Genomic DNA, 25,379 nt, shown 5'->3' with positions numbered 1-25,379 from the left:
TTAAAAACATTTGTGATATAATAATCTGCAATAACATTTATATCCCTGATCGAGAAAATTGTGGAAATACAAGAAGTCCCAAAACAGCAATATCTCGGGACTTTTCTTTCTGCGATGAAACAGAATTATATATTATATCTCTATTCCATGGTATCGGTAATACTTCCGTAACGGTGATATTCAAATGCAATGCTCTGTTCTTTCAGATAATGAAGCAGCTCTACTCTTCCTTCCACCAGTGGCTTAGCTGTGGCAATATATTTACCAAGACGAGCAGCCTGTTTGTAAAGTTCGTACGGAATCCGGTTACTGCAGGTGCGAATCCGTTCGTATAGCTCCATTTCATTCAGAAATTCATCGTCCGACTGAATCTTAATAATGCACTCTTTATTGATTCCATTCTGAAGGATTTCCAGTTTCGAATCTTCCTTGGTGATGCTTAATGTAACAGGTGTTCTGGCTATATTGGCAGCAACAAGGATCATAAGCACGTCGCACAATTCATCTTCGGGATAAATGCGTAAAGCCATTTTTCTGAGCGGCAGATATCTAAAAATATTTTGCTCACCGATCAGCTTGTTACAGTCGCGTTCCTGAGAAAATACATTTTCCATGTTCACTTGATAACTTTCAACGGCTTTGTTGAAACGAGCTGTATCATCAGAATGAAGAATTGCAGCCAAAGTGTGAGAAGCTTTAGGAACAGTTCCTTCCAACGGTTTTTCAGTTATATTAATGAAGCACGACACATAGTTGGGTCCTCCGGCTTTGATACCACCTCCGAAGGCCGAGCGTTTCATTCCCCCGAAAGGTTGTCGGTTAACGATAGCACCAGTAATGCCTCGGTTGATATAGAGATTTCCGGCTTCAATGCTATTCTTCCAAAGGAGCTGTTCGCTTTCGTCCAGACTTTGCAAGCCGGAAGTCAATCCGTATTCAGAACTGTTGACCAACTTGATTCCATGTTGTAAATCATCAATGCAAACCACAGCCAGCAGCGGGGCAAATAGTTCGGTTTTGAATGTATAGCTTCCCGGTTTTACACCCCATTTCACGCAAGGTTTCAGAATGAACTTCTTCTCATCCGCAAATTCGGGTTTTACCAACCACCATTCGCCTTCTTCCAAATGGTCGATAGCATGCAGCAGTTTTTCATTCTGATTGGTAATCATCGGACCAACCACATTGCCTCCGTTCCATATACTTCCTGTATGCAGACTGGTTACAGCATCTGTAAGCTTTGTTTTGAATTCCGTATCGTGATATACTTCTTTTTCAAGGAGCAGCAACGAACAGGCCGAACATTTTTGTCCAGCATTACTGAATGCCGAAGTGATAATGTTCTGAATAGCATGGTCGCGGTCTCCACTGGCAGTAAGAATGATTGCATTTTTACCCCCAGTCTCTGCCGACAATGGGCATGACGGATTGTTTTCTAATAAACGAAAAGCAGTGTCAGTGCCTCCTGTAAGAATGATATGTTTGATGGAAGGATGTGTGGTGAGATAGTTCACCGGTTCGTATCCATCCGCACAGAATAACTGAAGTGCATCTTTCGGCACTCCTGCTTCCCAGAATAGTTTTGCAAATTGCCATGCAACAGGATAGGCAACCGTGGCCGGTTTCAGAATCACCGTATTTCCTCCGGCAAGCGCAGCAGTCACACCTCCAACCGGAATTGCTAAAGGAAAGTTCCATGGCGGAATCACCATAATAATACCTTTTGGTGTGCAGGTTATTGTTTCCAGATTGGTGAATAGTTGCATGGAAACAGGATAAAAGCGGCAAAAGTCGATAGCTTCGGACACTTCCACATCGCCCTCCGTAAACGATTTTCCGGTAATGGCAGCCATGCAACCTATCAAATCACCTCGGTGGTTACTCAGATTGGTTGCCACTTCATGCAAAATGCGGTTGCGCTCTTCCGGCAACGTCTGTCGCCAACCCGAAGCATCTTTCTCGGCAACGGCAAGAATCTCCTTTACCTGATCGAGATTGGCAAGTGAAGCTTCACAAACACAGATTTCACTATTCTGGCTTCGATCGAGATATGTGCGTTTATTTTCTGATATTACCTCTTTCTCACCAATCTGCAACGGAATATGATAAGGTTTATCATCGACAGATTTTTTCCATTTACGGCGAATTTCATCTGCCCACAAGCGATTCGGCTTCAAATCGAAATTGGTATCAGGCTCGTTTCGGAAAGTTATAAGATCAGTCTGCGGAATAGCTGGAAGGTTTCTGTTTTGTGTACGACGTGGTGTAGTGCTGACGCTCTCTTTCTGCTTATAAGCCTCAACGAATTGTTCTTGCAAGAACTTCCAATGCTCGCTATCTACTTTCAGATTAAACGAATAGCTTAAGAAATTGTCTTTACCGGTATTTTCGTCCAACCGGCGAACCAGGTACGACACAGCATTCAGGAAATGCTCGTTCTTCACCACCGGTGTATAAAGAATAATCTGTTTGCCGAGAGTGCGCATTACGCGAGGTAGATGATTCGCCATTCCTTCCAGCATTTCGAAAGTTACAAACTCATCAACCTTATTTTTTTGGCTGAGCAGGTAAGCGTAACCAAGGGTAAAAAAGTTGTGGGAAGCCACACCAATGTGAACCACCTCGGCATTTTCGGATTCCAAAGCACGATCTAGCAAACGCAAGTAATTAGCATCAACCTCTGTTTTGGTGGAATAAGTAGGAATTTCCCATCCTTTCAGAGAGGAAATTATAGTTTCCATCTGAAGGTTTGCCCCTTTTACCAAACGCATTTTGATTGGCGCCCCACCTTCGGCAACCCGCTTTTTCGCAAATTCCAGTAGTCTGGACTGGAAATGCCATGCATCAGGCAAATAAGCCTGCACAACGATACCCGCCTGATAGTTTTTGAACTGCGGTAAATCCAGAACTGTTGTAAACACATCAAGTGTCAGTTCCGTATCTTTATACTCTTCCATGTCGAGATTAACAAATTTGGAAGTACTAATACCATTTTCGTCTACGAACGGGAAGTCAATAGCTCTCTGGTAAATTTTAGAGAGCCGCTCACATAACTCTGTTTTATTCAGTTCATAGTTGAGCGGATTTATCTGTGCATAAATACCTGAAATTTTAATGGAAATATAGTTTATCTGAGGATATTTCAATGCTTCCAGATAATGTAGGTAACGGTGATTCGCTTCTCCATCTCCTAAAACCACTTCACCGAGCAGGTTAACATTCTGCCCTATTTTTTGTTCTCTGCGCTGTTGCAGATGCCGTTTCAGCAGCGAAGGAGCTTCGTTGATAATTACTTTGGAAGTGTCGGACCGTAAGCGTTGCTTAAAAATGGGAACGGCTATAAAATCGAACCAATAGCCAAACGCCGTGAACAGTTTGATAAGAATCTTATCGGCAAAACCAAAAAACTCGGGCACACCGTAGCGATCTATCAGCACTTTCATGCGATGCGCCAACTTCTTGTTATTGCGAATTTGCGATGATTCATCGAGCAACTTTGATAACAGAGTCTTGTCTCCAGGTTTTTGCACCAAAATGGCATATTTCTGCTGTTCTTTACGCTCTTCGTTAGTGATCTCATTTTCTGATTGTGCAAGAAACTGCTTTGCCCATTCAATAACTTCAGAAATATCCACTTTTTCCATAAAATTTAAGATTAAGAAGATAAATGCAATATAGGGAAAAAGATTGAAAATTAGATTAATAGAAGTAGAAAAAATGTATATTGCCGATCTGGTGTTTGATTGAAGGCGTTTGATATTTCTGTATTTGAAGAGGATATTCACTAACGAATAGATTTATTTCGCTTCTTTTGAGCTTTAAACAATGGATTTTTGAATCCTTCTCTTTTAAAAGTGTTTGTTAATTGAAGTTTTGTTTTTATATTTTGCTCTTGTAATGCTCCTTTTTTAAGAATATATTTCACACCATTATCTTTGCGTTAAACACAATAAAGTAACTCTATCGAAATTATTTTACCTAATATGATAGATTTTACATCTGTCTTACGACCTAGAAGTTGCTTGATAAATAAAGATCCAGTAAACACTCGTGCTTTCCATAGCGACATAATGACCTTCTGAATCAAGCAATGCGTCACGTAAAAGAAGTAAATAAGAGGTTAAAGTACTAAATTTGTACTTTTTTTTAAAGCCAAATTTATTAATTATATACATAAATACACTATCTTTACGAATTTAAAATCTCAAATCAGAATTTATCGTGGTCAATACAAAAAAATATTCTTTTTCATTCACTGGTGCTTCAGCGTTAATCTCTGAAACATTGGTTATTGCTAAAGAATACCATAAACTTAACGATTGGAATACTGTTCAGATTTCTTTGTCTGACAACAACCACCTGAACAAGGTAAAACAAGGCACTTTCAAAAGAGAATTTTCCGAAATAAAAAAAAGATTATCATTACTCACGCCCAATCAGCTTCAATTAATGATACAAGGAAGCTACGAAGAAGCAAAATTTATGATTTTGCTTTCTCTCGTAAAGGCATATCCTTATCTATTCGATTTTATTGTTGAAGTTCTGCTAAATAAATATTTATTATTCGACAGAACACTTTTAAATAGTGATTATACCCGATTTGTAAATTCAAAATCTTTGCAACACCCTGAACTTGAAAAAATTACTGAAATCACTTCAAAAAAAGTCAAACAGGTTGTATTTAAATTATTGGAACAAGTTGGTCTAATTACTAATATAAAAAATGGCATTATACTAAAGCCATTTTTAAGCAGTCAGATTACAAGAGTAATACTTGATGATGATCCTGTTTATCTTTCTGCTTTCCTATATTCAAACCAAGAAATCAAAGTATTAATTGAAAAACCAAAAGATGACAACTAATACCAAATACAACACCCCCAAGGAGTTCAACAACTTGTATAAAATCCTTTCAAGCCCTAAGTTTCTTAAAAAGGAAGGATTAGGTGGAGAATTGCCGTTTTTTATACATTCTTTTCCTGTTCAAAAACTGGGTGAAGTTGAATCAAATACCGACTCACTAATTAAAAGGCTTCAAAGTGAGGGAGTTGAAATCATCGAAATCAACCTATACTTTTTGTGTATTGACATACTCAAACGTGAAGATATTTTCGATAAAATCACAGCTCAGGAACAGTCATGGCCTAACAAACAGCGACTATTGCGAATCCTATATGGACCGCTGAATATCGATACGGTAATTATCCCAGAAATACATAAAAGAGTAGCTGACACCAATGCTAAAATATTATTGCTCTCTGGTATAGGAGCAGCATTTCCTTTTATCCGTTCGCATACAATACTGAACAATCTTCAAACTTTAGTAGGTAATATTCCGCTTGTTATGCTCTTTCCGGGTACATACAACAATCAATCTTTATATCTATTTGATCGCATTAAAGACGAAAATTATTACAGGGCACACAACCTCAATGAATACAAAATTTAATATGACACAAAAAGAACTTTATCTCAAAGATATTAACCGCCCTATTGAGGGAGTTATAAAAGCCAACGACGACAGACATTTACTTTCTGAGTTGGAAGAGTATGTACTTACCAACGAACTGTTAGGCATTGCAAACCGGAATAAAATGCTCCCCGGTTTATTCGAGGATCTGTCCAAAAGCAACTTCAACAGTAGTGTTTGGATTTCGGGTTATTTTGGTTCGGGTAAGTCGCACTTACTCAAAATGATGTCATTGGTTTTAGAAAACAAAGAGATTAATGGCCATAAATGTGCAGAGGTTTTTGCACAAAAGGCAAAAGATGATTTTGAGTTAGAAGGCAATATCAAGCGAGTTGCCAAAATACCAACTAAATCTATCTTGTTTAATATAGCTGCTAAGTCTGATGGTATTACGGGAATGAGTTCAACCATCGACCCTGTTCTAAGTATATTCTTAAAGGTGTTCAACGAAATGTTAGGATATGATCCGTTGAATCCCGAAATTGCAGAAGTTGAAAGGCACTTGGAAAGTATAAATCAATACGATTTTTTCAAAACTGAATACCATAAGCGTTTCAACAAGAGTTGGGAGAAAGGACGTGAATCTATATTTTTGAACCAACACGAATTAGCCGAAATCTATGCTGAAATTAAATCTATTAGCACCGAAGATGCCGACCGATACATTGATAATCTTATAAATAATTACAAGCTGGATATTGAAGGGTTTGGTGAGCTGGTAACAAACTATATTAAATCACAACAGCCAGGCTATCGCCTAGTTTTTTGTGTAGATGAAGTGGGTCAGTTTATTGCAGAAAATGTAAAACTAATGCTTAGTTTACAAACTATTGCCGAGACTCTTTCTATCAAAACACAAGGACAATCATTCCTTATTGTAACTTCGCAAAACGACTTAAATGCCACAATTGGAGATTTGGGTGCGAAACAAGCACACGACTTTTCACGTATTCAGGGTCGGTTTTCAATAAAAATTCCGCTTACCAGTGCCAATGCCGATGAAGTTATTCAGAAGCGTTTACTACAAAAGAAGGAAGAACCTGCTAACATGTTAGCCAATATGTATAGCAAAGACCAAAATACAATTAAAACCATTCTTAAATTCAATGATGGTTCACGTCAATATCAAGTTTATAGGGATGCTGACCATTTTGTAAATACATATCCTTTCCTTCCATACCAATTCGATTTATTTCAGGCAGCTATAAAAGCATTGTCCGAACACAATGCTTTTATAGGAAGTCAACAATCAGTTGGGGAACGTTCTATGTTGGGGGTATTTCAGACAGTTGCTAAAATGTATGCTGAAAAAGAAACCGATACCATTGTTTCCTTTGCACACATGTATGAGGGGATTAAAGATGTACTTCAAAGCAACATTCAAAGTGATATTCTTCAGTCCGATCGAAGCATTGATGATGAAATAGCTAAAGAAGCCCTCAAAGCACTTTTCTTAGTTAAATATGTAAAAGGGTTTACTGCTTCTGTGGGAAATATTGCCATTCTGCTTTTACCTCGGTTTGATATTGATTTGGGTGCATTTCATAAGCAGGTACAGAAAGCCCTCAACCTATTGGAAAGTCAAACCTACATTCAACGTACTGCAAACGATATATACGAGTACCTCACCAATCAGGAAAAGGATGTAGAAAACGAAATCAAAAGTACGGAAATTGACCCTAACGCCCCAAGCGAATTATTAGTTTCATACCTATTTGAAGAAATTATCCGTGATTCGAAAGTGAAGTTGGATACCAACAACCAACCTTATGAGTTTGGACGTAAGTTAGATGATATATTGATAGGGCGTGAAAAAGATTTTTACCTCAACTTTATCACACCATTCAATGCAAATTCAATAACAAAAGCAAACGTGAATATGTTTTCGTTGGGTCGCCCCAACGATTTAATTGTTTTCCTTCCGGAAAACAACAGGCTTTTTGATGAATTGAAATTAATCAAAAAAACCGATAAATACATCCAGCTGACCAATTCTCCTTCATTGGATATTCATAAGCAACGGATTATTCAGGACAAAGCTACTCAAAACGCCGAACGTAAAGGCACTATTCTAAATCAGTTAAAAGAGACTCTCGGAGATGCTTTAATGTATATCAACGGTTCTGAATTGACTGATATTGGAAGTCGTGACCCTAAGATTAAAATCACTCTTGGATTGCAACAGCTTATCAAAACCATTTACACCAACCTGAGAATGCTAACGGCTGATTATTCCGAAGCACTGTTGGTGAAATTGATGCAAAGTAAGGACGATGTATTATTCAAAGATGATATGTTGGAGGTGGAAGTGGAATTACTTAACAGGATACAACGCAACAAAGCGAATCACGAACGTACCACTATTAAATCTCTACTTGATTATTTTAGCTCACGCCCTTACGGTTGGTATCAGGCTGCTGTTTTGTGTATTATTGCTAAAGTGTACAAACGCAATAAAATCAGCCTAAAACAGGATGCAAATACACTTTCAGACCGCAACGCTTTGGAAGCCTTGCAGCGCAACAATCAGTACAACACCACTATTATTGAGTTGGAAGAGGAAATAGCACCAACAAATATTCAAAAATTGAAAAACTTTCATCAGGAGTATTTCAACGAGCCAAATTTAGGGAACGAACCGAAAGAAATCTCTCGTCTTTTCAAACTTCGTTTGGAAAAAGAGCTCAAAGATTTGAGCGATATGTATGGCAAACGCATTCGCTTTAAATTCCTGGAATCATTAGGCGAGCCACTCAACCGCTTGAAATTATTAGTAGAAAAAGAGCACCTGTACTTTTTTACGGCTTTAGACCAGTATCAGGATGATTTGTTGGACGACAAAGAAAATGTGATTGAAGCAACCAAACGCTTTATGAATGGTTCACAGTTGACTATCTTCGAAAATGTATTAACCTATCTCGAAAGCAACAACGCCAACTTCGATTACATTGGTTCTGATAATATTGTAACACTCAAAGCAGTAGCTTCGAGCCCTACACCTTACAGAGGTTCACTTATGCAGGAAGCCAAAGAAGCATTGGACAATATCCAACATGAACTTTCAGAAAAGCAACTGTCCGAAAGATTAGCTGCCAAAGAGTCTATTCAAAGTTCAATCGAAAAACTGAAACAGTTTACCGATTTCGCAAAGTTGAACGAGAAACAACAAAATGAAATTCTTGCTCCTTTCGAAAATAGTATTAAAGAAATTGAGCACGAACGTTTCATTGGCAATATCCGCTCCAAAACATACAATGCCAATGTGGAGGTATATCAACGGCAACTGGAGAAAATGATGTCATTGGCAAATCCACCTTTGCCAAGACCAAAACCTGCCGGAGGTATAATAAGTGAACCAAATCTACCACTATATTCACCTCTAAAAATCACCTTTGTTCGTAAAGACTCCGTGAAAATCAACTTCAAAAAACCTGCGTTGGAAACCAAACAGGATGTGGAAGAGTATCTCACAGCCCTTAGAGAACAATATTTTCGTATTATTGACGAGGATAAACGTATATCTTTGTAATTCTTACAATCTAAATAAAAATCCTATGATTATCCACACCGACTCTGACAACCGCAAGCCCATTGAACAAAAAGTTCGGGAACTGATCTTTACCAAATTGTATTTCAAAATAGATAAAGAGCAAATCTTTATTGATATAGAAGACTTTATCAATTTAATTTTGATGGATGTTATAGCCATTGCCAAGAGTGGATATGACATAGACAAAGCCCTCAAAATTGCGCTGAAGGAACAACCTCACTATAATGCAGCCCCTCAAACCAAAAGAAATGAGCTGGAAGAAGCTGCCGAACAATTTGCTATAGAGGTGGATGCTTATTACAACTATCTGGATGCTAAAAAGGAACAACAGGATGATGATTCAATCTACGATACTGTGTCTTTTATACTCAATTCTGACTATGAATTAATTACCAAGAGATTGCACGAAGTAATGATGGAAGCCATTGAACGCAGAGTGCCTGAAATGGATGACCCGAATTTCGACCGGGAAAGCCTCATTGATAGCTTTGCCAATCAGGTGCGGTTCATTGCTTCCAACGATACCATTGAAGATGCGGTAGAAGAAGCACATTTTGAATACACTACCTATCTGGAAGAAGGTTTTTTTACAAAGGAATACCTAAAAAAAGAGTTTAACCGCTTTGCTCCTTTGGCGCAGGCCGAGATTAATGCTTACAAATTTGCAATTTCGTTGCAAAATCAAAACGCGGATATTGGAACCATATTGGGTACAGTTAAACAATTATTACAGCTCGCTTAAAACCAAACAAAATGAACACCAACTCTCTCAAATCCTTTGCTGCCGAAGCCCGCATAAAACTCATTGACCAGATAACCCGCAAACTCGACTTTGTACTCACCCACGATACCGCCGAGCTGCGTGGCAAACAGACCGAGATTGCACAGCTCAACCACAAAATAAAACAAATCGGCCGTGAGCAGGTGATTGAAACCGTAGCTTACACCTGGTTCAACCGCCTGATGGCGCTCCGCTTTATGGATGCCAACGGTTACACCTTGCCCAAAGTGGTTACACCGCTGCCCGGCATGACCAACCCCGAAATTCTGCAAAACGCACTCGCAGGGCATATCGAAGCCGACTTCCACCTCGACCGCAACCGCCTCAACGACCTATTGGACGGACGCACCGCCAGCACCGATGCTCACACCGAAGCCTACAAAATGCTCATTGTGGCTGCCTGTAACCATTGGTACACCGCTATGCCTTTTATGTTCGAGCGTATCAGCGATTACACCGAGCTGCTCCTGCCCGACGACCTACTCAGCGATTACAGCATTGTAGCCGATATTCGCAACGGCATGACCGACGAAGATTGCCAACAGGAAGAAATTCTCGGATGGTTGTATCAGTTCTATATTTCGGACAAAAAGGATCAGGTTTTTAAAGCATTGAGCAAAAATGTAAAGATTACCGCCGAAAATATACCGGCTGCCACACAGCTATTTACACCACGTTGGATAGTGCGGTATATGGTGGAAAACACATTGGGGAAATTGTGGCTCACCTTTAAACCCAGCAGTAAATTGCGTGACCACATGCCTTATTATATTGAAACTCCCAAAGGCAATGCACCGTCGCCACTGCCCGAAGGAATAAAAGGCATTACCGACATTACTTTTCTCGACCCTTGCCAGGGAAGCGGACACGTCTTGGTGTATGCTTTCGACTTGTTTACGAAAATATACGAAGAAGAAGGCTACAACACCAACGAAATTCCGGCTCTCATTTTACAAAACAACCTTTTTGGCATTGACATAGACCCACGTGCAGCACAATTGGCAGCTTTTGCATTAACTATGAAAGCGCGTAATTTCTACAGTCGTTTTCTGCGTAAACCTGTTCAGCCAAATGTAATTGCATTGGAAAATGTAAGCCCCGAAACCATTGAGCAAACCATAAATCTGCCAATAATTGTAGAAGGTAAGAAAATTGAAAATTACAGCGACCTATCTTTGAATTTATTAACACAAGCCAATAATTTAGGGTCGCTAATTCAACTCAAACCAGAAGAAGTATCGGCCATACAAGTACAAACAGGCAGTGTGTGGCAGGAGCAACAAAAGATATTGAAACAGCAAGCTGAATTTCTCAGTACGAAATACCATTGTGTGGTTACTAATCCGCCTTATATGGGTGGTAAAGGGATGAATGCCGAATTGAAAATCTTTGTAGAAAAGAATTTCAAGAAAGGCAAAAGCGACTTGATGGCTTGTTTTATGGAACGCTGCCTGAGCTATAATCCGACCAACGGAAAAACAGGGATGATAAACCAACACAGTTGGATGTTTTTGAGCAGTTATGAAGATCTGCGTCCTTTCCTCATTAAGAACGCACAATTTGAAAGTTTATTACATTTAGGGGCGCGTGCTTTCCCCGAGATAGGTGGCGAAAAGGTTCAAAATGCTGCTTTTGTTTTGGGTAACTACAAACCCATAAACAAAGGGTTATTTATTCGATTAACCGATTTTGGTAATGCCCAACTGAAAGATGATAAGACTCTTGAAGCCATTCAAAACCCTAATTGTGGATGGTTTTATACTGCTAATCAAAATGATTTTGAGAAGATACCGGGTAGTCCGATTGGGTATTGGTTAAGTCAAAAAAGTTTTGATTCATTTGAATCAACTAAAATTTCCGATTTTTACATTGTACGTAATGGGATATCAACAGGTGATAATGTAAAATACTTAAGATTATGGCACGAAGTTTCTTTATTAAATACGAATTGGAAACCTTGTAATAAAGGAGGGTCATTTCGAAGATGGTACGGCAATAATGAATTTGTTGTTTATTGGAAGGATAATGGCGTTCAAATAAAAACTTCATTAGATGAAAAAGGACGCATTAAAGCCCGTTTAGGGGGATTAGAGTTCTCTTTTAACGAAGGAATCGAAATGTCGAGAATTTCAAGTAGCAAATCAGCATTTCGATATTCAACAGAGGGTTTTATTTATGAAAGTTCAACTAATGATATTTATAAAAAATACACTACTCAAGATTTTAAAAATCTATTAGGATATCTCAATACAAAAGTTGTTGATGGGTTCTTAAGTCTTATGAATCCAACAATTAATATAATGCCAGAGGATATTAGAAAATTGCCACTTTTATCTGATATTGAAGAAATGGGAATGGTTCCAAATGTTGACCGAAATATTTTAATTTCAAAAAAAGATTGGGATTCTCGCGAAACCTCTTGGGACTTCCAGCAAAACGAACTTATCAAACAGCAAATTGAATCCATAAAAGTTGCCTTTGAGAGCTATAAAAAAGAATGGACGGATAAGTTTTACGAACTGCACCGAAACGAAGAAGAACTCAATCGTCAGTTTATCGAAATCTATGGCTTGCAAGATGAACTTACACCCGATGTGCCATTGGAAGAAATCACCATTTTACAGGAAGAGGGCAAAATCATTGATGGTCAGTTACAAATACAAACCGCACCAGTCATGTTACAGCTTATCAGCTATGCAGTAGGCTGTATGTTTGGTCGCTACAGTCTCGATAAACCCGGCCTTATCCTTGCCAATCAAGGTGATACTTTGCAGGTTTATTCAGAAAAAGTACAAGCTCCTACGTTTACACCTGATGAAGATAATATCATACCAGTATTGGAAGGAGAATGGTTTCCTGATGATATTGTAGGTCGTTTCCGTGAGTTTCTCAAAGTGTCTTTCAGTGCCGACCAACTCAACGAAAATATAGGATTTATCGAAGATGCCATAGGAAAGGATATTCGCAAATACTTCGTGAAGGACTTTTACAACGACCATATCAAGCGTTACAAAAAACGCCCAATCTATTGGATGTTCAGCAGCCCAAAAGGTCATTTCAAAGCCCTTATCTACATGCACCGCTATCAGCCCGATACTTGCAGCGTGTTGCTCAACGATTATTTGCAGCCCTTTATCGCCAAGCTGGAAAGTGCCAAGCAAACACAAACCATGCTCAGCCTGCGCGAAGACCTCTCGCCACGCGAGAAGGTAGCAGCCAGCAAGGAAATTGACACCCTGCAAAAAATGATAGACGATTGCCGCACCTACGAGCGCACCCTTTTCACCCTCGCCACCCAAAAAATCAGCATGGATTTGGACGATGGAGTAAAAGTAAACTATCAAAAATTCAAAGACGTGTTGGTGCCGATAAAAGGGTTGGAGAAAGAGGAGGAATAAACCAACTCCAGCGGAGTTAAATATGAATAGCCTCTAGATTTATCTGGGGGATGAAAGAAAAAAAACAAATACCACCCCCTGAGGGGTTAAACAACAAATAATATGGCAGCAATAAACCTTTCAGAATTATTCAACAACAAGATTTTCAGGATACCGGATTATCAAAGAGGTTATGCATGGTCTGAAAAGCAACTTACAGAACTTTGGGATGACATTGATGAAATTAAAGAGATTGATGGTGAACTCAAAAAGCATTATACAGGAACAATCTTTTTGGAAACTACAAAAGCTCTTCCATCAGAAAACTGGATTTCGGGTTACACCTTTTATAATGTTGTTGATGGTCAACAGCGTTTAACCACGCTCTGCATTTTGCTGTTTGAATTATTAAATTCAACAGAGACAGGGTACTGTGAAGAAAGTAAATCCAATTTGTTTCAAACTTTCATCGCAAAAGCAAATCTTTCGGGTGCAAGTAAAGTGTACAAATTTGGGTATGATATCACAGATAAAAACCATAGCTTTTTGTTCAACTCCATATTTGATGATAAAAGTGTGGTTTTAGAGCATGGGCAACTAAATCTTTACCGCAAAAATCTGCTATATGCGAAAGATTTCTTCAAAAATAAAATTACCAGTGTCAGTTCAGATGAAAAAGAATTAATCTTCAAAAAACTCACCACCTCTTTACAATTTGATGTACGGACCATTGAAAAAGACCTTGATGTGCAAGCTGTTTTTGAAACAATGAATAATCGGGGTAAACAACTGACCACATTAGAAAAACTTAAAAACAGATTAATTTATCTGACCGATAAATTACCAAATTCAAATGAAGATAAAATAAATCTGAGGGCAAAAATCAATGTTGCTTGGGGTAATATTTACTCCAACTTAGCACAAAATCCTGATAATATACTGGATGAAGATGAATTCTTATCTGCTCATTTATCGTTATATCGAAAGCCTAAAGAGTCAACATTTTCTGAGAAACAGGCTGAAGAAAAAGTATTTCAGATGTTTTGCAATAAATCAAACAAATACGATCTTGACGAAAGTGGTGAGAAGGAGCAGCCCGTTACATTTTCGAAGATTGACGACTATGTGATACAATTATCAGAGTTGGCTCCGGTGTGGTATAAAATACACAACTCTGATAACATGCTAATCCATAAAATTCTAATTCTGAACGGAAGTAAGGATATCAGGATATTTTTAGCCACATTATTGCTCAAATATGCTGAAAATGAACTAATAAATCCAATTCTTTCGAATCTTGAAAGAATCTTATTCAGAAACAGAGTGCCTGGTATTTGGATTATGGATGAACGCAATCCTGCAAACTGGGCAAGAGATTTATACAGTGAAGAAGAATCAATTGATGATATTTTAAACCATTCTAACGAGTTGATTCAAAAACCAATCAACAATAGTGATATTATTAATGGATTTAGAGGCTTATTTACCTATATAAACGGGAACAAAGGGTTTCATAGATGGGGCAATTTGAAATATTTTTTATTTGAATACGAGCTATTTCTTAAAAGTAGAGCGCTCGAAACAAATGATAAAGTGTCATTAGCTGATTTTTATGATACAACAATCGAACACGTTATACCTCAAACATATTGGACAAGCTGGTCTGATATTGTCGATGAATTTACAGAACCAATTATAGAGGAGTCTAAAAATCAGGCAAGGAAGGTTTTGATAAACACACTTGGTAACCTGACAATACTCAAAAACGGGAAAAACTCAGCTTTAGGTAATAGAAGCTGGATTGAAAAAAAAGAAAGGTATCGAACTGGTTCATACAACGAAATTGCGATTAGCAATTATCCTGATTGGACTTTAAAAAGCATTTCAGAAAGAGGTTTTGATATGCTAAAATTCATGGAAAGTAAAATTTATGGTCTTACTTTCACTGAAGAAGATATGAAAAAAGCATTATTCTATGATGATTATATAATTCAACGGTTTGAATAGAATGTATTCTATAGGTATTACCTATGGTGTGTGGAAATCTATATATTCGTAGCTAATTCTATCAAAACATATAATCAATTGATATCAAAAATATTACATTTAGGTCGTCTCATTAATATGCAGATCAAAACAGAAATAAAAATCAACCATTATGACCGAATACAGCGTTCCCGAAATAATTGAATTACTCAACACACAAGACGAGTGTACATGGATAGAAGCCAAAAAAGGAAGTGCTATTGATACTTCTGTAATGGAGACTGTTTGTTCTTATGCCAACGAACCCGGTTTAGGTGGTGGTTATATTTTGTTGGGAGTAGAAGAAGACGAAAATTCACTGTTTCCCTATTATTCGATTTGTGGTGTAAAAGATGCCGATAAAGTTCAAAAAGACATAGCGTCTCAATGTGCTGATAGTTTTAACATACCTGTTCGCCCTATTATAGAAACAGAAATGGTGAATGGCAAAGTGGTAATCAAAATATACATTAACGAATTATCACCCGAACAAAAACCACTTTTTTTTAAACGTAAGGGATTACCTAAAGGGGCTTTCCGTAGAATTGGTTCTACTGACCAAAGCTGTACAGAAGATGATTTACGAGTGTTTTATAATGCACAACAAGGATCTTTTGATGCTACTGTGCTCAATGATACCGACTGGAACGATATCGATGAATCGGCTATTGATTTATATAGACGTTTAAGAGCCAATACCAAGCCTGATGCTGAAGAATTAGTGTATTCGGATAAAGAGTTATTGCTTTCGCTCAACTGCATTACCCGTGGCAATGAACCAAAATTGACAATCTGTGGCTTGCTTTTGTTCGGAACTAAAGCTGCTCTGCGACGCTGTATGCCCATGATGCGGGTAGATTATATCCGTGTTCCCGGGCTACGCTGGGTAGAAGATCCCGATAATCGCTTCAATACCATTGATATGCGGGGTTCGTTGTTGCAATTGGCGTATCGTGCTGTAGATGCTATAAATTCTGATTTACCTCGTGGTTTTGTACTGAACGAGAATGATATTCAGGCCAACAGCACATCTGGCTTACCATATAAAGTATTGCGCGAAGCAGTTGTAAATTCATTAATGCACCGTTCGTACCGCGAAAACAGACCTACTCAAATTATCCGTTATGACAATAGAATAGAAATCATTAATCCCGGATTTTCATTAAAGCCCGAAGAAATGCTGGGTGAGCCGGGGTCCGAAACAAGAAATCAGTTTATTGCAGCAGTTTTTCACGAAACAGACCTTGCCGAAACAAAAGGTTCGGGTATTCGATCTATGCGCAGGCTTATGGAGCGTTCTCATTTAGCACCACCTACATTTGAATCGAGTCGTGAATCAAATCATTTTGTTGTCAGATTGCTGTTGCACCACTTCCTCAACGAAGCTGACCTGAACTGGTTGAACCTCTTCGATGAATATCAATTAAATGACAACCAAAAGAAAGCATTAATTTTTGTTCGTGAGGCAGGAGCTATTGATAATCAAACATTCCGTCAAATATGTGGTGTTGATGTATTGAAATCAAGTTTAGACCTGCGTAAAATGAGGGATGATGAATTATTGGAAGCAAAAGGAAAAGGTCGTGCTACTTATTATATTCCTGGTAATAAGTTTATTGCTTTATCTTCAGCTTTTTATGATGATAGTGCATTACCTATAACTGAAAGTGCACTACCTTCAGTTGAAAGTGCACTACCTCCAGTTGAAAGTGCACTACCTCCAGTTGAAAGTGCACTACTTCCAGTTGAAGGTGCACCAGTTAATTTGACAGTTTTACGCAGTGAATTAACTCCCGATTTAATTTATGAAATTGATAAATTGAAAGTAAAATCTAAGCCTTCAGATATTCAGAATCTTATTCAGAATCTTTGTCTCAGAAGGCCATATCGTTTAATTGAAATTAGTACTCTTGTTGGTAGATCACCCAAATATACGTTCCGGAAATATATTCAACCTATGATAAATACTCAAATTGAATATCTCTACAAAGACATGGTAAATCACCCCGATCAGGCTTATGTAACTATCGTCAAAAAATAAAAAAAGGATTTACCTTCGAAATTAATAATTTAAAATTCACAATTGAACATGTCCGAACTCTTCACCATAAATAACAAACTTCAAGCTGCTCTGGAAAAGATTTTCCAACAGCACCGCATAGTGTTTTGGTACGATGATAAAGCCGAAATGTCTGAACTATTTGAGAACATTCAAATACCCGGCATTGAAAAAATTATAATCACAAACAACGAATTCACCCTCAAGCACAAGCTTTTAATAGAACAGCCAAAACAAGGTTTTCTGCTGTATCAAGCTTCTGCAAAACCAGCCGAAAACGAAAACTGGTTATTGGATTTATTGCTATCCAATTACGAATTCCATACCGAAGCTTCTTCGTTGTTCCTTCAGGAGTTGGATTTACCTCAGGAATTCAAAGGCCTGATACAATCACACGAAGAGTTTTTCACAAATCAAAAACGAGTTTCTGACTTCAAAGCAGTATTGGAGAAAACCGACCGTGAAAGCCTCATTCGCTTAAAGATGATTTGCACTTTATGCGCTTGCGAGCCCGAGTGGGAAAAGGTTTTATATGCTTTGTTTACAGAAATACAGAAGGAAAAACAGGACAAATACAAAGCTATTGAAAAATTTAAATTGACCGATTTCCTTTGGCAAACCATTGATAAAAAGTACAGCTACAAATCCGACAAACCAACAATAAAGGATTTCTTGATTAATCTTATTCAGGATAATCTGAAACGGACTATAAACAGTGGCAATCCTGTTTTAAATAAGGATGCCTATCTGTTCGTAAACCGTTGGAAAGAGAATACAAAAGCAAACTCCCTCTTTTCTGAATGGAGCAAAACATTGGAAAAGCAACTCAATATCGAATCTATAATAATTAAAACAGATATTGATCAGCTGATTGAATGCGATGCTTTTTCTATCATTGATAAAAAAATAATTATCTCCATACGGGATGGCATTATTAATAACACCCTCAACAATGTTACTATCCAGAATTGGATTGATATACGAAAAGTAAAATACTTCTATAAAGAGTATGAGCAAATATATTGGGCATTGAGTTATGCTTCTTTACTGCTAGACGAAATAAGGAAAGCAGACATGGCCGTTCTTTCTCCGGAAGATGGCTTCCAAAAGTACAGCAATCAGTTATTTAATATCGACCGATTATACCGTAAATACATTGTAAAAAGCAACCAGGCAGAACATTTAGACCTGCTTAAAGAACTTACCGTTCAAATTGAAAAAGCCTACGGCAACTCATTCTTATTGAAGTTAAGCGACAATTGGCAAAAGCATATCGATAAAATGAAATCGTGGAAAATAAACAAGGTAAATAGCCAACGTGAATTTTACACCCATTGGATAGCACCTTATGCAAAAAGCGAGAAACGTATTTTTGTAATCATTTCCGATGCATTCCGTTTTGAATCAGCTGCAGAGTTACGTGAAATTATTCTACAAGAAGATAGATATACTGCTAATCTAAATGCTATTTTGGGTTGTTTGCCCTCTTACACGCAGTTAGGAATGGCTTCGTTGCTACCACACACTGCATTGACATACAATGACAAAACAGGTACTGTTTTTGCTGATGGCATAAGCTCACAAGGCACACCCAATCGCACTAAAATTCTGCAAAAAGAATATGTTGGGAGTATTGCTATTACAACAGAAGAGTTCCTTAAAATGCGCTCAATTGAAGGACGTGATTTTATAAAGCCTTACAATGTAATATACATTTACAGCAACATAATCGACAAAACAGGCGATGATAAAACCTCCGAAAACAAAGTTTTCGAGGCAACTGAAGACGAATTCAATAACTTCCTTAAACTCATAAAGCACATTGCCAACATGAACGGAAGCAATATAATTATTACCTCCGATCATGGATATATCTATCAACAAAATCGCTTGGACGAAACCGATTTCACTGATTTCTTTCCGGTGGGTGAAGTGTATAAAAGCAGTCGTCGTTTTGTGATTGGTAAAAACCTGCAAACAAATGATTCAGTAAAAAAATGGATAGGTTCTGAAGTCGGTTTGAAAGATGATACGGAAGTACTAATCCCGAAATCAATCAACCGTATGAGAATTTCGGGCGCAGGTAGTCGCTTTGTGCATGGTGGTTCAAGCCTACAGGAAATAGTTGTACCGGTTCTTGAGATAAACAAGGCTCGTAAAAGCGATATTGAGCAAGTGGATATTGACATTATTAGTGGTTCGTCAAACATAACCTCTAATACCTTTGCAGTTAGTTTCTATCAAAAACAACCGATTGCAGGCAAAGTTCTTCCGCGCCAAATTAGAACAGCATTTTATACGGGTAGTGATAAACTAATCTCGGATATTATAACGCTAAGTTTCAATAGTCTTGAAACAGATGCGTTAGCTCGTGAAAAACGTCAGACTTTCTTGCTAAATGCTCAGGCTTCTCAGTACAACGGTCAGGACGTTTACCTGAAAATGGAAGAACAAATAGAAGGAACAAACCAATACAAACTTTACAAAAGCTACACATTCCGCATGATGATAGCTTTCAGTAGTGAGTTTGATTTTTAAACTATCCACTAATCACTAAATAATGGATACAATCGATATAAAACTTAATCAATCCTTCGCAGGTAAAGTAGTTAGAAAAGATTTAACCAAACACATTAAAGAAGGAGCTAACGTTCCTGTTTATGTATTGGAGTATCTTTTGGGTATGTATTGCGCTACCGATGACAATACAGCCATTAATGAAGGAGTTCAGAAAGTAAAACAAATACTGGCTGAAAATTACGTTCGTCCTGACGAATCTGAAAAGATAAAAGCCAAAATCAAAGAGAAAGGACGTTATAAAATCATAGATAAAGTTTCGGTTAAGCTCAATGAACGAGCCGACCGTTATGAAGGGATGTTGTCAAACATTGACATTCGAAATATTATTATCGATGACAGCTATATCCGTAAATACGAAAAACTGTTGGCAGGTGGAATTTGGTGTATTCTCACCATTGAGTATTGGTATGAAGAAAATTCAAAAGGTTCTCCATTTAAAATAGTTGAACTAAAGCCAATCCAAATGCCCGGAACGGACATTTCAGACTTCATTGCACACCGCCAAAATTTCAATCTGAATGAATGGATAGATGTTATTTGTCGTAGTGTAGGAATGGAACCGGTAAACTTAGACGAAAAAACAAAATGGCATTTAGTAGCCAGAATGATTCCGTTTGTTGAAAAGAACTACAATATATGTGAACTTGGCCCACGTGGTACAGGTAAATCCTATGTGTATGACGAAATTTCTCCCTATTCCATTCTTATTTCTGGTGGTCAAACAACCGTAGCCAATCTTTTTTACAATATGGGAAGGCGTTCTGTTGGGTTGGTTGGTTTATGGGATGTTGTTGCTTTCGACGAAGTGGCAGGTATCAACATGAAAGAAAAAGACGGCATTCAGATAATGAAAGGCTTTATGGCAAACGGTTCTTTCAGTCGTGGCAAAGAAAGTATCAATGCAGATGCTTCAATGGTTTTTGTAGGAAATATAAATGGTTCTATAGAGAATTTAGTAAAGACAAGTCATTTACTAAATCCATTTCCAAAAGATATGATTGATTCAGCGTTCTTCGACCGCTTTCACCATTATCTTCCCGGTTGGGAAATACCTAAAATGCGACCTGAGTATTTTACTAACTCCTATGGATTTATTTCAGATTATTATGCTGAGTGCCTTCGTGAAATGCGTAAACATAATTTCTCCGATGCTATCAATCAGTTTTTCCGATTAGGAAAAGACCTGAACCAACGTGATACCATTGCAGTAAAACGCACTGTAAGCGGTTTAGTGAAGCTTTTATTTCCTGATGGTAAATACACCAAAAACGATATTCGCCTTTGTCTTGAATATGCTTTAGTTGGTCGTAGAAGAATCAAAGAACAGTTGAAGAAAATAGGAGGCATGGAGTTTTACGATGTTCATTTCAGTTACGTTGATTTAGAAGATAACGAAGAACATTTTGTTGGAGTTCCCGAAAGTGGTGGCAAATCAATAATCCCCGAAGGAGACCTTCCAGCAGGTACAGTGTACGCCATTGGGCAAAATACAGATGCAGGTCAAAAAGGTTTATTCCGATTAGACATTCAAAAAATGCAGGGCAACGGTAAAATCAGTGATACTGGATTTGGTGGAGGTACTGCCATAAAAGAAGAAATCAAAGAAGCCGTGAACTATGTACGCTCAAACCTTATAAGAATTACTCAAAGCACTAAATATAGCGATTTTGAGTTTCATTTAAAGGCAACAGATTTAAACGGCATTGGAAACATAAAAGGGCTTGAATTAGCCATTTTATTATCAATCGCATCTTCAATCACCGAACGCCCTTTGCAGCCACAAATGGTCGTTATTGGCTCAATGAGTATCGGAGGTTCAATCATAGGTTCTGACAACTTAGCCGAATTCCTACAGGTTTCAGCCGACAGTGGAGCAAAAAAAGTACTAATCCCAGCCACTGACATGGCTCAACTTAGCAAAGTCCCAGCAGACCTTATTTCTAAATTTAGTCTTCTCATATATTCCGACCCAATCGATGCTGCATTCAAAGCAATGGGGTTGAGTTGACATTAAAATGATCAAATAAAATTCTAAAAACATGACTAATTATCAAAAGTTAAACGAAATTGCAGGTATAAAAACAAAGCGTAACGTCTCAGCTATTGTTAATGAATATATTTTTTAGCCTATTTTTCGTGTCCTTTAGCATAGGACAAAAGGACACAAAAAAATCCTACAAATCAATGATTTGTAGGATTTTGACCTTTACTTGACCAGTTTTGTCCGGCTAGTTCAGCGGAGAGATAGGGATTCGAACCCCAGGAACCTCGCAGTTCAACGGTTTTCAAGACCGCCGCAATCGACCACTCTGCCATCTCTCCAATAACTAATTTCACGACTGCTTTTCTTTAAAAGCGGTGCAAAGGTAATTGAATTATTATTAATTACAATACTTTTCCTTAAAATTTTATCATAAACAAGCAAAAAATGTATTCAAAGCTCACAATACGTGTTATATAACATATTTTTAATTCCTTTTATAGCTGATATTACAATAAAGGTTGTAACTTTGTACGCTCTAAAAAGACAAATCAACCAAAAAACAACTTTTTCTATGGAATTGAATAAAACCTTTAAAGACGGTGTTTGGAGCAAAGAAATCAATGTAAGAGATTTCGTTCTTACTAATATCACTCCTTATGATGGAGATGCTTCCTTCCTCGCAGGTGCTACAGAACGTACTAAAAAAATCTGGAATTTATGTCTTGCTGCTATTGCAGAAGAAAGAGCAAACAACGGAGTTCGCTCTATAGATAATAAAACTGTATCAACAATTTCTTCACATAAAGCTGGTTATATTGATAAGGAAAACGAACTTATCGTTGGCTTGCAAACCGATGAACTTCTAAAAAGAGCTATCAAACCTTTCGGAGGTATTAACGTTGTTGCTAAATCATGCAAAGAAAATGGTCTTGAAGTAGACGAAAAGGTAAAAGATATCTTTACTCATTACCGTAAAACTCACAACGAAGGTGTTTTTGATGTGTATACTGAAGAAATACGTTCTTTCCGTTCTCTTGGTTTCTTAACTGGTTTACCTGATAATTATGCTCGCGGTCGTGTAATTGGTGACTACCGCCGATTGGCTCTTTATGGTCTCGACAGATTAATTGAAGCTAAAAATGAAGATCTTCATAATCTTACCGGTCCGATGACTGAAGCACGCATCAGAACTCGTGAAGAGGTTAAGGAACAGATCAAGGCTTTGAACGAAATGAAAGTGATGGGCGAATATTACGGATTAGATCTTTCTCGTCCTGCATATACTGCTCAGGAAGCTGTTCAATGGGTATACATGGCTTATCTTGCTGCTGTTAAGGAACAAGATGGTGCTGCTATGTCTCTTGGAAATGTTTCTTCTTTCCTTGATATCTATATTGATTACGAATTAAGTCAGGGAACAATTGATGAATCTTTTGCTCAGGAATTGATCGACCAGTTCGTTATTAAGTTACGTATGGTTCGCCACTTGAGAATGGGTTCTTACAATGATATCTTTGCCGGCGACCCAACATGGGTAACTGAATCTCTTGGTGGTCGTTTTAACGATGCCCGTCATAAAGTAACTAAGACTTCATTCCGTTTCTTGCAAACTCTATATAATTTAGGTGCTTCTCCTGAACCAAACTTAACGGTTCTTTGGTCGCCTGAACTTCCTGAAGGTTTCAAAGATTTCTGTGCTAAAGTTTCTATTGATACTTCTTCTATCCAGTATGAAAACGATGACTTAATGCGTTCTATCCGTCACAGTGACGATTACGGAATTGCTTGTTGCGTTTCTTTCCAGGATATAGGTCGACAAATTCAGTTCTTCGGTGCACGTACCAACCTTGCTAAAGCATTATTGCTTGCTATCAACGGCGGACGATGCGAAAACACCGGAACATTAATGGTTAAGGGCATTCCAGCTTTGAAGAGCGATGTGCTCGACTTTGATGAGGTAATGGCTAACTATAAGATTGTTTTAAAAGAAGTTGCTCGTGTTTATAATGACGCGATGAACATTATTCACTACATGCACGATAAGTATTACTACGAAAAAGCTCAGATGGCGTTTATTGATACTAATCCTCGTATTAATCTTGCTTACGGTGCTGCCGGATTATCTATTGCTGCCGACTCTCTTTCTGCAATTAAGTTTGCAAAGGTTACTGCTCGTCGTAATGAACTTGGCCTGACTGAAGGATTTGACATTGACGGAGAATTCCCATGCTACGGTAATGATGACGACAAAGTAGACTCTCTTGCTGTAGACTTGACTCACTATTTCAGTGAAGAACTTAGCAAGCTTCCTATCTACAAGAATGCACGCCCTACTCTTTCTATCCTTACAATTACTTCAAATGTAATGTACGGTAAGAAAACCGGTGCTACTCCTGACGGACGTAAAAAGGGTGTAGCTTTTGCTCCGGGAGCTAACCCAATGCACGGACGTGATCAGAAGGGTGCTATTGCTTCTCTTACTTCTGTAGCTAAAATCAATTACGATGATGCTCAGGATGGTGTAAGTAATACATTCTCTATCATACCAAAATCTCTTGGTGTAACAGCTGAAGATCGTGTTGAAAATCTTGTTTCAATGATGGATGGTTACTTCAGCAAAGGTGCTCACCACTTGAATGTAAATGTATTGAATCGCGAAATGCTGGAAGATGCAATGGAACATCCTGAAAACTATCCACAGCTTACAATTCGTGTATCAGGTTATGCTGTAAACTTTGTCAGCCTGAGCCGCGAACATCAGTTGGAAGTTATTTCAAGAAGTTTCCACTCAAAGATGTGATAATAAAAAGATGATCAACGTTCATTCATATGAATCAATGGGAACCTTCGATGGTCCCGGCCTGCGATTGGTAGTATTCCTGCAAGGATGCAACTTTCGCTGTAAGTACTGTGCCAATCCCGATACTATAACTCTGAAAGGCGGCAAGCCAACAGAGGTTGAAGAGATTGTGCGCATGGCTCTCAGTCAGAAGGCTTTCTTCGGAAAGAAAGGTGGCATTACCTTTAGCGGAGGCGAACCTACTCTTCAGGCCAAGGAACTGATTCCTTTGTTTCGCAGATTGCGCGAGGAAGGAATTCACATCTGCCTGGATTCTAACGGAGGAAATATGAATGACGATGTGAAAGAACTTCTTTCACTAACGGATCTGGTTCTTTTGGATATAAAAGAATTCAATCCCGATCATCACATGATACTTACAGAACGCAGCAATGCTCAGACTCTGAGCACTGCTGCTTATCTGGAAGAAATAAAGAGACCCATGTGGCTTCGCTATGTATTGGTTCCAGGATACAGCGATTTTGAGGAAGATATCATTGCCATGTGCGAACACTTCAAATCTTATTCCATGATTAAGCGCATTGAAATACTTCCTTATCACACATTGGGAAAGCATAAATATGAAGCTTTAAAGAAACCTTACCTGCTGGAAGAGGTAAAAGAAAACACTCCAGCCCAACTGGAGCATGCACAGGAACTATTCTCCCGTTATTTCCCCGAAGTCTATGTAAATTGAATATTTCTTGCCGGAAC

General features: G+C 38.1%; 12 protein-coding genes and 1 tRNA gene. 11 read left to right on the top strand and 2 right to left on the bottom strand.

The features are described from left to right. Positions 1 to 140: 140 nt before the first annotated feature. Positions 141 to 3,644, bottom strand: coding sequence for a bifunctional proline dehydrogenase/L-glutamate gamma-semialdehyde dehydrogenase (locus tag BUC21_RS11805; RefSeq protein WP_073402645.1), 3,504 nt, complete (start codon positions 3,642 to 3,644; stop codon positions 141 to 143). 577 nt (positions 3,645 to 4,221) lie between these two features. Here BUC21_RS11805 and BUC21_RS11800 point away from each other — a divergent pair. The 9 genes from BUC21_RS11800 to brxL all read left to right on the top strand — a co-directional run bounded on the left by BUC21_RS11800 (position 4,222) and on the right by brxL (position 21,850). Next, on the top strand, positions 4,222 to 4,863 hold the full coding sequence (locus BUC21_RS11800; protein ID WP_073402643.1) for a DUF1819 family protein: 642 nt from the start codon (positions 4,222 to 4,224) through the stop codon (positions 4,861 to 4,863). Then, positions 4,853 to 5,449 carry a DUF1788 domain-containing protein gene (locus BUC21_RS11795; protein ID WP_073402641.1) on the top strand — a complete coding sequence of 199 codons (597 nt, stop codon included), beginning with the start codon at positions 4,853 to 4,855 and terminating at the stop codon, positions 5,447 to 5,449. The genes BUC21_RS11800 and BUC21_RS11795 overlap by 11 nt, the downstream gene beginning before the upstream one ends. Beyond that, positions 5,433 to 8,999 (top strand): BREX system P-loop protein BrxC, encoded by a 3,567-nt coding sequence (gene brxC / locus BUC21_RS11790; protein ID WP_073402639.1) that lies wholly within the window; start codon positions 5,433 to 5,435, stop codon positions 8,997 to 8,999. Before BUC21_RS11795 ends, brxC begins: the two co-directional genes overlap by 17 nt. A 25-nt stretch (positions 9,000 to 9,024) precedes the next feature. After that, positions 9,025 to 9,762, top strand: a complete 738-nt coding sequence (locus BUC21_RS11785) for a hypothetical protein (protein WP_073402637.1) — start codon at positions 9,025 to 9,027, stop codon at positions 9,760 to 9,762. Positions 9,763 to 9,773: 11 nt separating this feature from the next. Continuing rightward, a complete protein-coding gene (pglX, locus tag BUC21_RS11780; RefSeq protein ID WP_073402635.1) occupies positions 9,774 to 13,199 on the top strand; it encodes a BREX-1 system adenine-specific DNA-methyltransferase PglX in 3,426 nt (1,141 codons plus the stop codon). A gap of 102 nt (positions 13,200 to 13,301) precedes the next feature. Then, the gene (locus BUC21_RS11775) at positions 13,302 to 15,185 is read left to right on the top strand and encodes a DUF262 domain-containing protein (protein ID WP_073402633.1); all 1,884 of its coding nucleotides are present in this window, start codon (positions 13,302 to 13,304) and stop codon (positions 15,183 to 15,185) included. A 151-nt stretch (positions 15,186 to 15,336) separates the two neighbouring features. Next, a complete protein-coding gene (locus BUC21_RS11770; protein WP_073402631.1) occupies positions 15,337 to 17,244 on the top strand; it encodes an ATP-binding protein in 1,908 nt (635 codons plus the stop codon). A gap of 48 nt (positions 17,245 to 17,292) precedes the next feature. After that, complete coding sequence (pglZ, locus tag BUC21_RS11765; protein ID WP_083547685.1) at positions 17,293 to 19,800, top strand: BREX-1 system phosphatase PglZ type A; 2,508 nt, start codon at positions 17,293 to 17,295, stop codon at positions 19,798 to 19,800. 22 nt (positions 19,801 to 19,822) lie between these two features. Further along, entirely contained in the window at positions 19,823 to 21,850 is a 2,028-nt protein-coding gene (brxL, locus tag BUC21_RS11760) for a protease Lon-related BREX system protein BrxL (protein WP_175550517.1), read from the top strand. A 229-nt stretch (positions 21,851 to 22,079) separates the two neighbouring features. Here the strand turns inward: brxL and BUC21_RS11755 are convergent. Further along, positions 22,080 to 22,164: transfer RNA gene (locus BUC21_RS11755), tRNA-Ser, on the bottom strand. A gap of 233 nt (positions 22,165 to 22,397) precedes the next feature. Between BUC21_RS11755 and pflB the strand changes: the two genes are divergently transcribed. Further along, on the top strand, positions 22,398 to 24,626 hold the full coding sequence (gene pflB / locus BUC21_RS11750; RefSeq protein ID WP_073402627.1) for a formate C-acetyltransferase: 2,229 nt from the start codon (positions 22,398 to 22,400) through the stop codon (positions 24,624 to 24,626). Between the two features lie 10 nt (positions 24,627 to 24,636). After that, on the top strand, positions 24,637 to 25,362 hold the full coding sequence (gene pflA, locus BUC21_RS11745) for a pyruvate formate-lyase-activating protein (RefSeq protein ID WP_073402625.1): 726 nt from the start codon (positions 24,637 to 24,639) through the stop codon (positions 25,360 to 25,362). Positions 25,363 to 25,379 lie beyond the last annotated feature (17 nt).

Source organism: Bacteroides luti (assembly GCF_900128905.1).
GTDB lineage: Bacteria > Bacteroidota > Bacteroidia > Bacteroidales > Bacteroidaceae > Bacteroides > Bacteroides luti.
This window is presented reverse-complemented; position numbering and strand designations above follow the sequence as displayed.

What these genes read in the sequence shown, in the direction of transcription:
- BUC21_RS11805 (WP_073402645.1), bottom strand. Translation starts at nt 3,644, where the DNA reads ATGGAAAAAGTGGATATTTCTGAAGTTATTGAATGGGCAAAGCAGTTT.
- BUC21_RS11795 (WP_073402641.1), top strand. Translation starts at nt 4,853, where the DNA reads ATGACAACTAATACCAAATACAACACCCCCAAGGAGTTCAACAACTTG.
- brxC (WP_073402639.1), top strand. Translation starts at nt 5,433, where the DNA reads ATGAATACAAAATTTAATATGACACAAAAAGAACTTTATCTCAAAGAT.
- BUC21_RS11785 (WP_073402637.1), top strand. Translation starts at nt 9,025, where the DNA reads ATGATTATCCACACCGACTCTGACAACCGCAAGCCCATTGAACAAAAA.
- pglX (WP_073402635.1), top strand. Translation starts at nt 9,774, where the DNA reads ATGAACACCAACTCTCTCAAATCCTTTGCTGCCGAAGCCCGCATAAAA.
- BUC21_RS11775 (WP_073402633.1), top strand. Translation starts at nt 13,302, where the DNA reads ATGGCAGCAATAAACCTTTCAGAATTATTCAACAACAAGATTTTCAGG.
- BUC21_RS11770 (WP_073402631.1), top strand. Translation starts at nt 15,337, where the DNA reads ATGACCGAATACAGCGTTCCCGAAATAATTGAATTACTCAACACACAA.
- pglZ (WP_083547685.1), top strand. Translation starts at nt 17,293, where the DNA reads ATGTCCGAACTCTTCACCATAAATAACAAACTTCAAGCTGCTCTGGAA.
- brxL (WP_175550517.1), top strand. Translation starts at nt 19,823, where the DNA reads ATGGATACAATCGATATAAAACTTAATCAATCCTTCGCAGGTAAAGTA.
- pflB (WP_073402627.1), top strand. Translation starts at nt 22,398, where the DNA reads ATGGAATTGAATAAAACCTTTAAAGACGGTGTTTGGAGCAAAGAAATC.
- pflA (WP_073402625.1), top strand. Translation starts at nt 24,637, where the DNA reads ATGATCAACGTTCATTCATATGAATCAATGGGAACCTTCGATGGTCCC.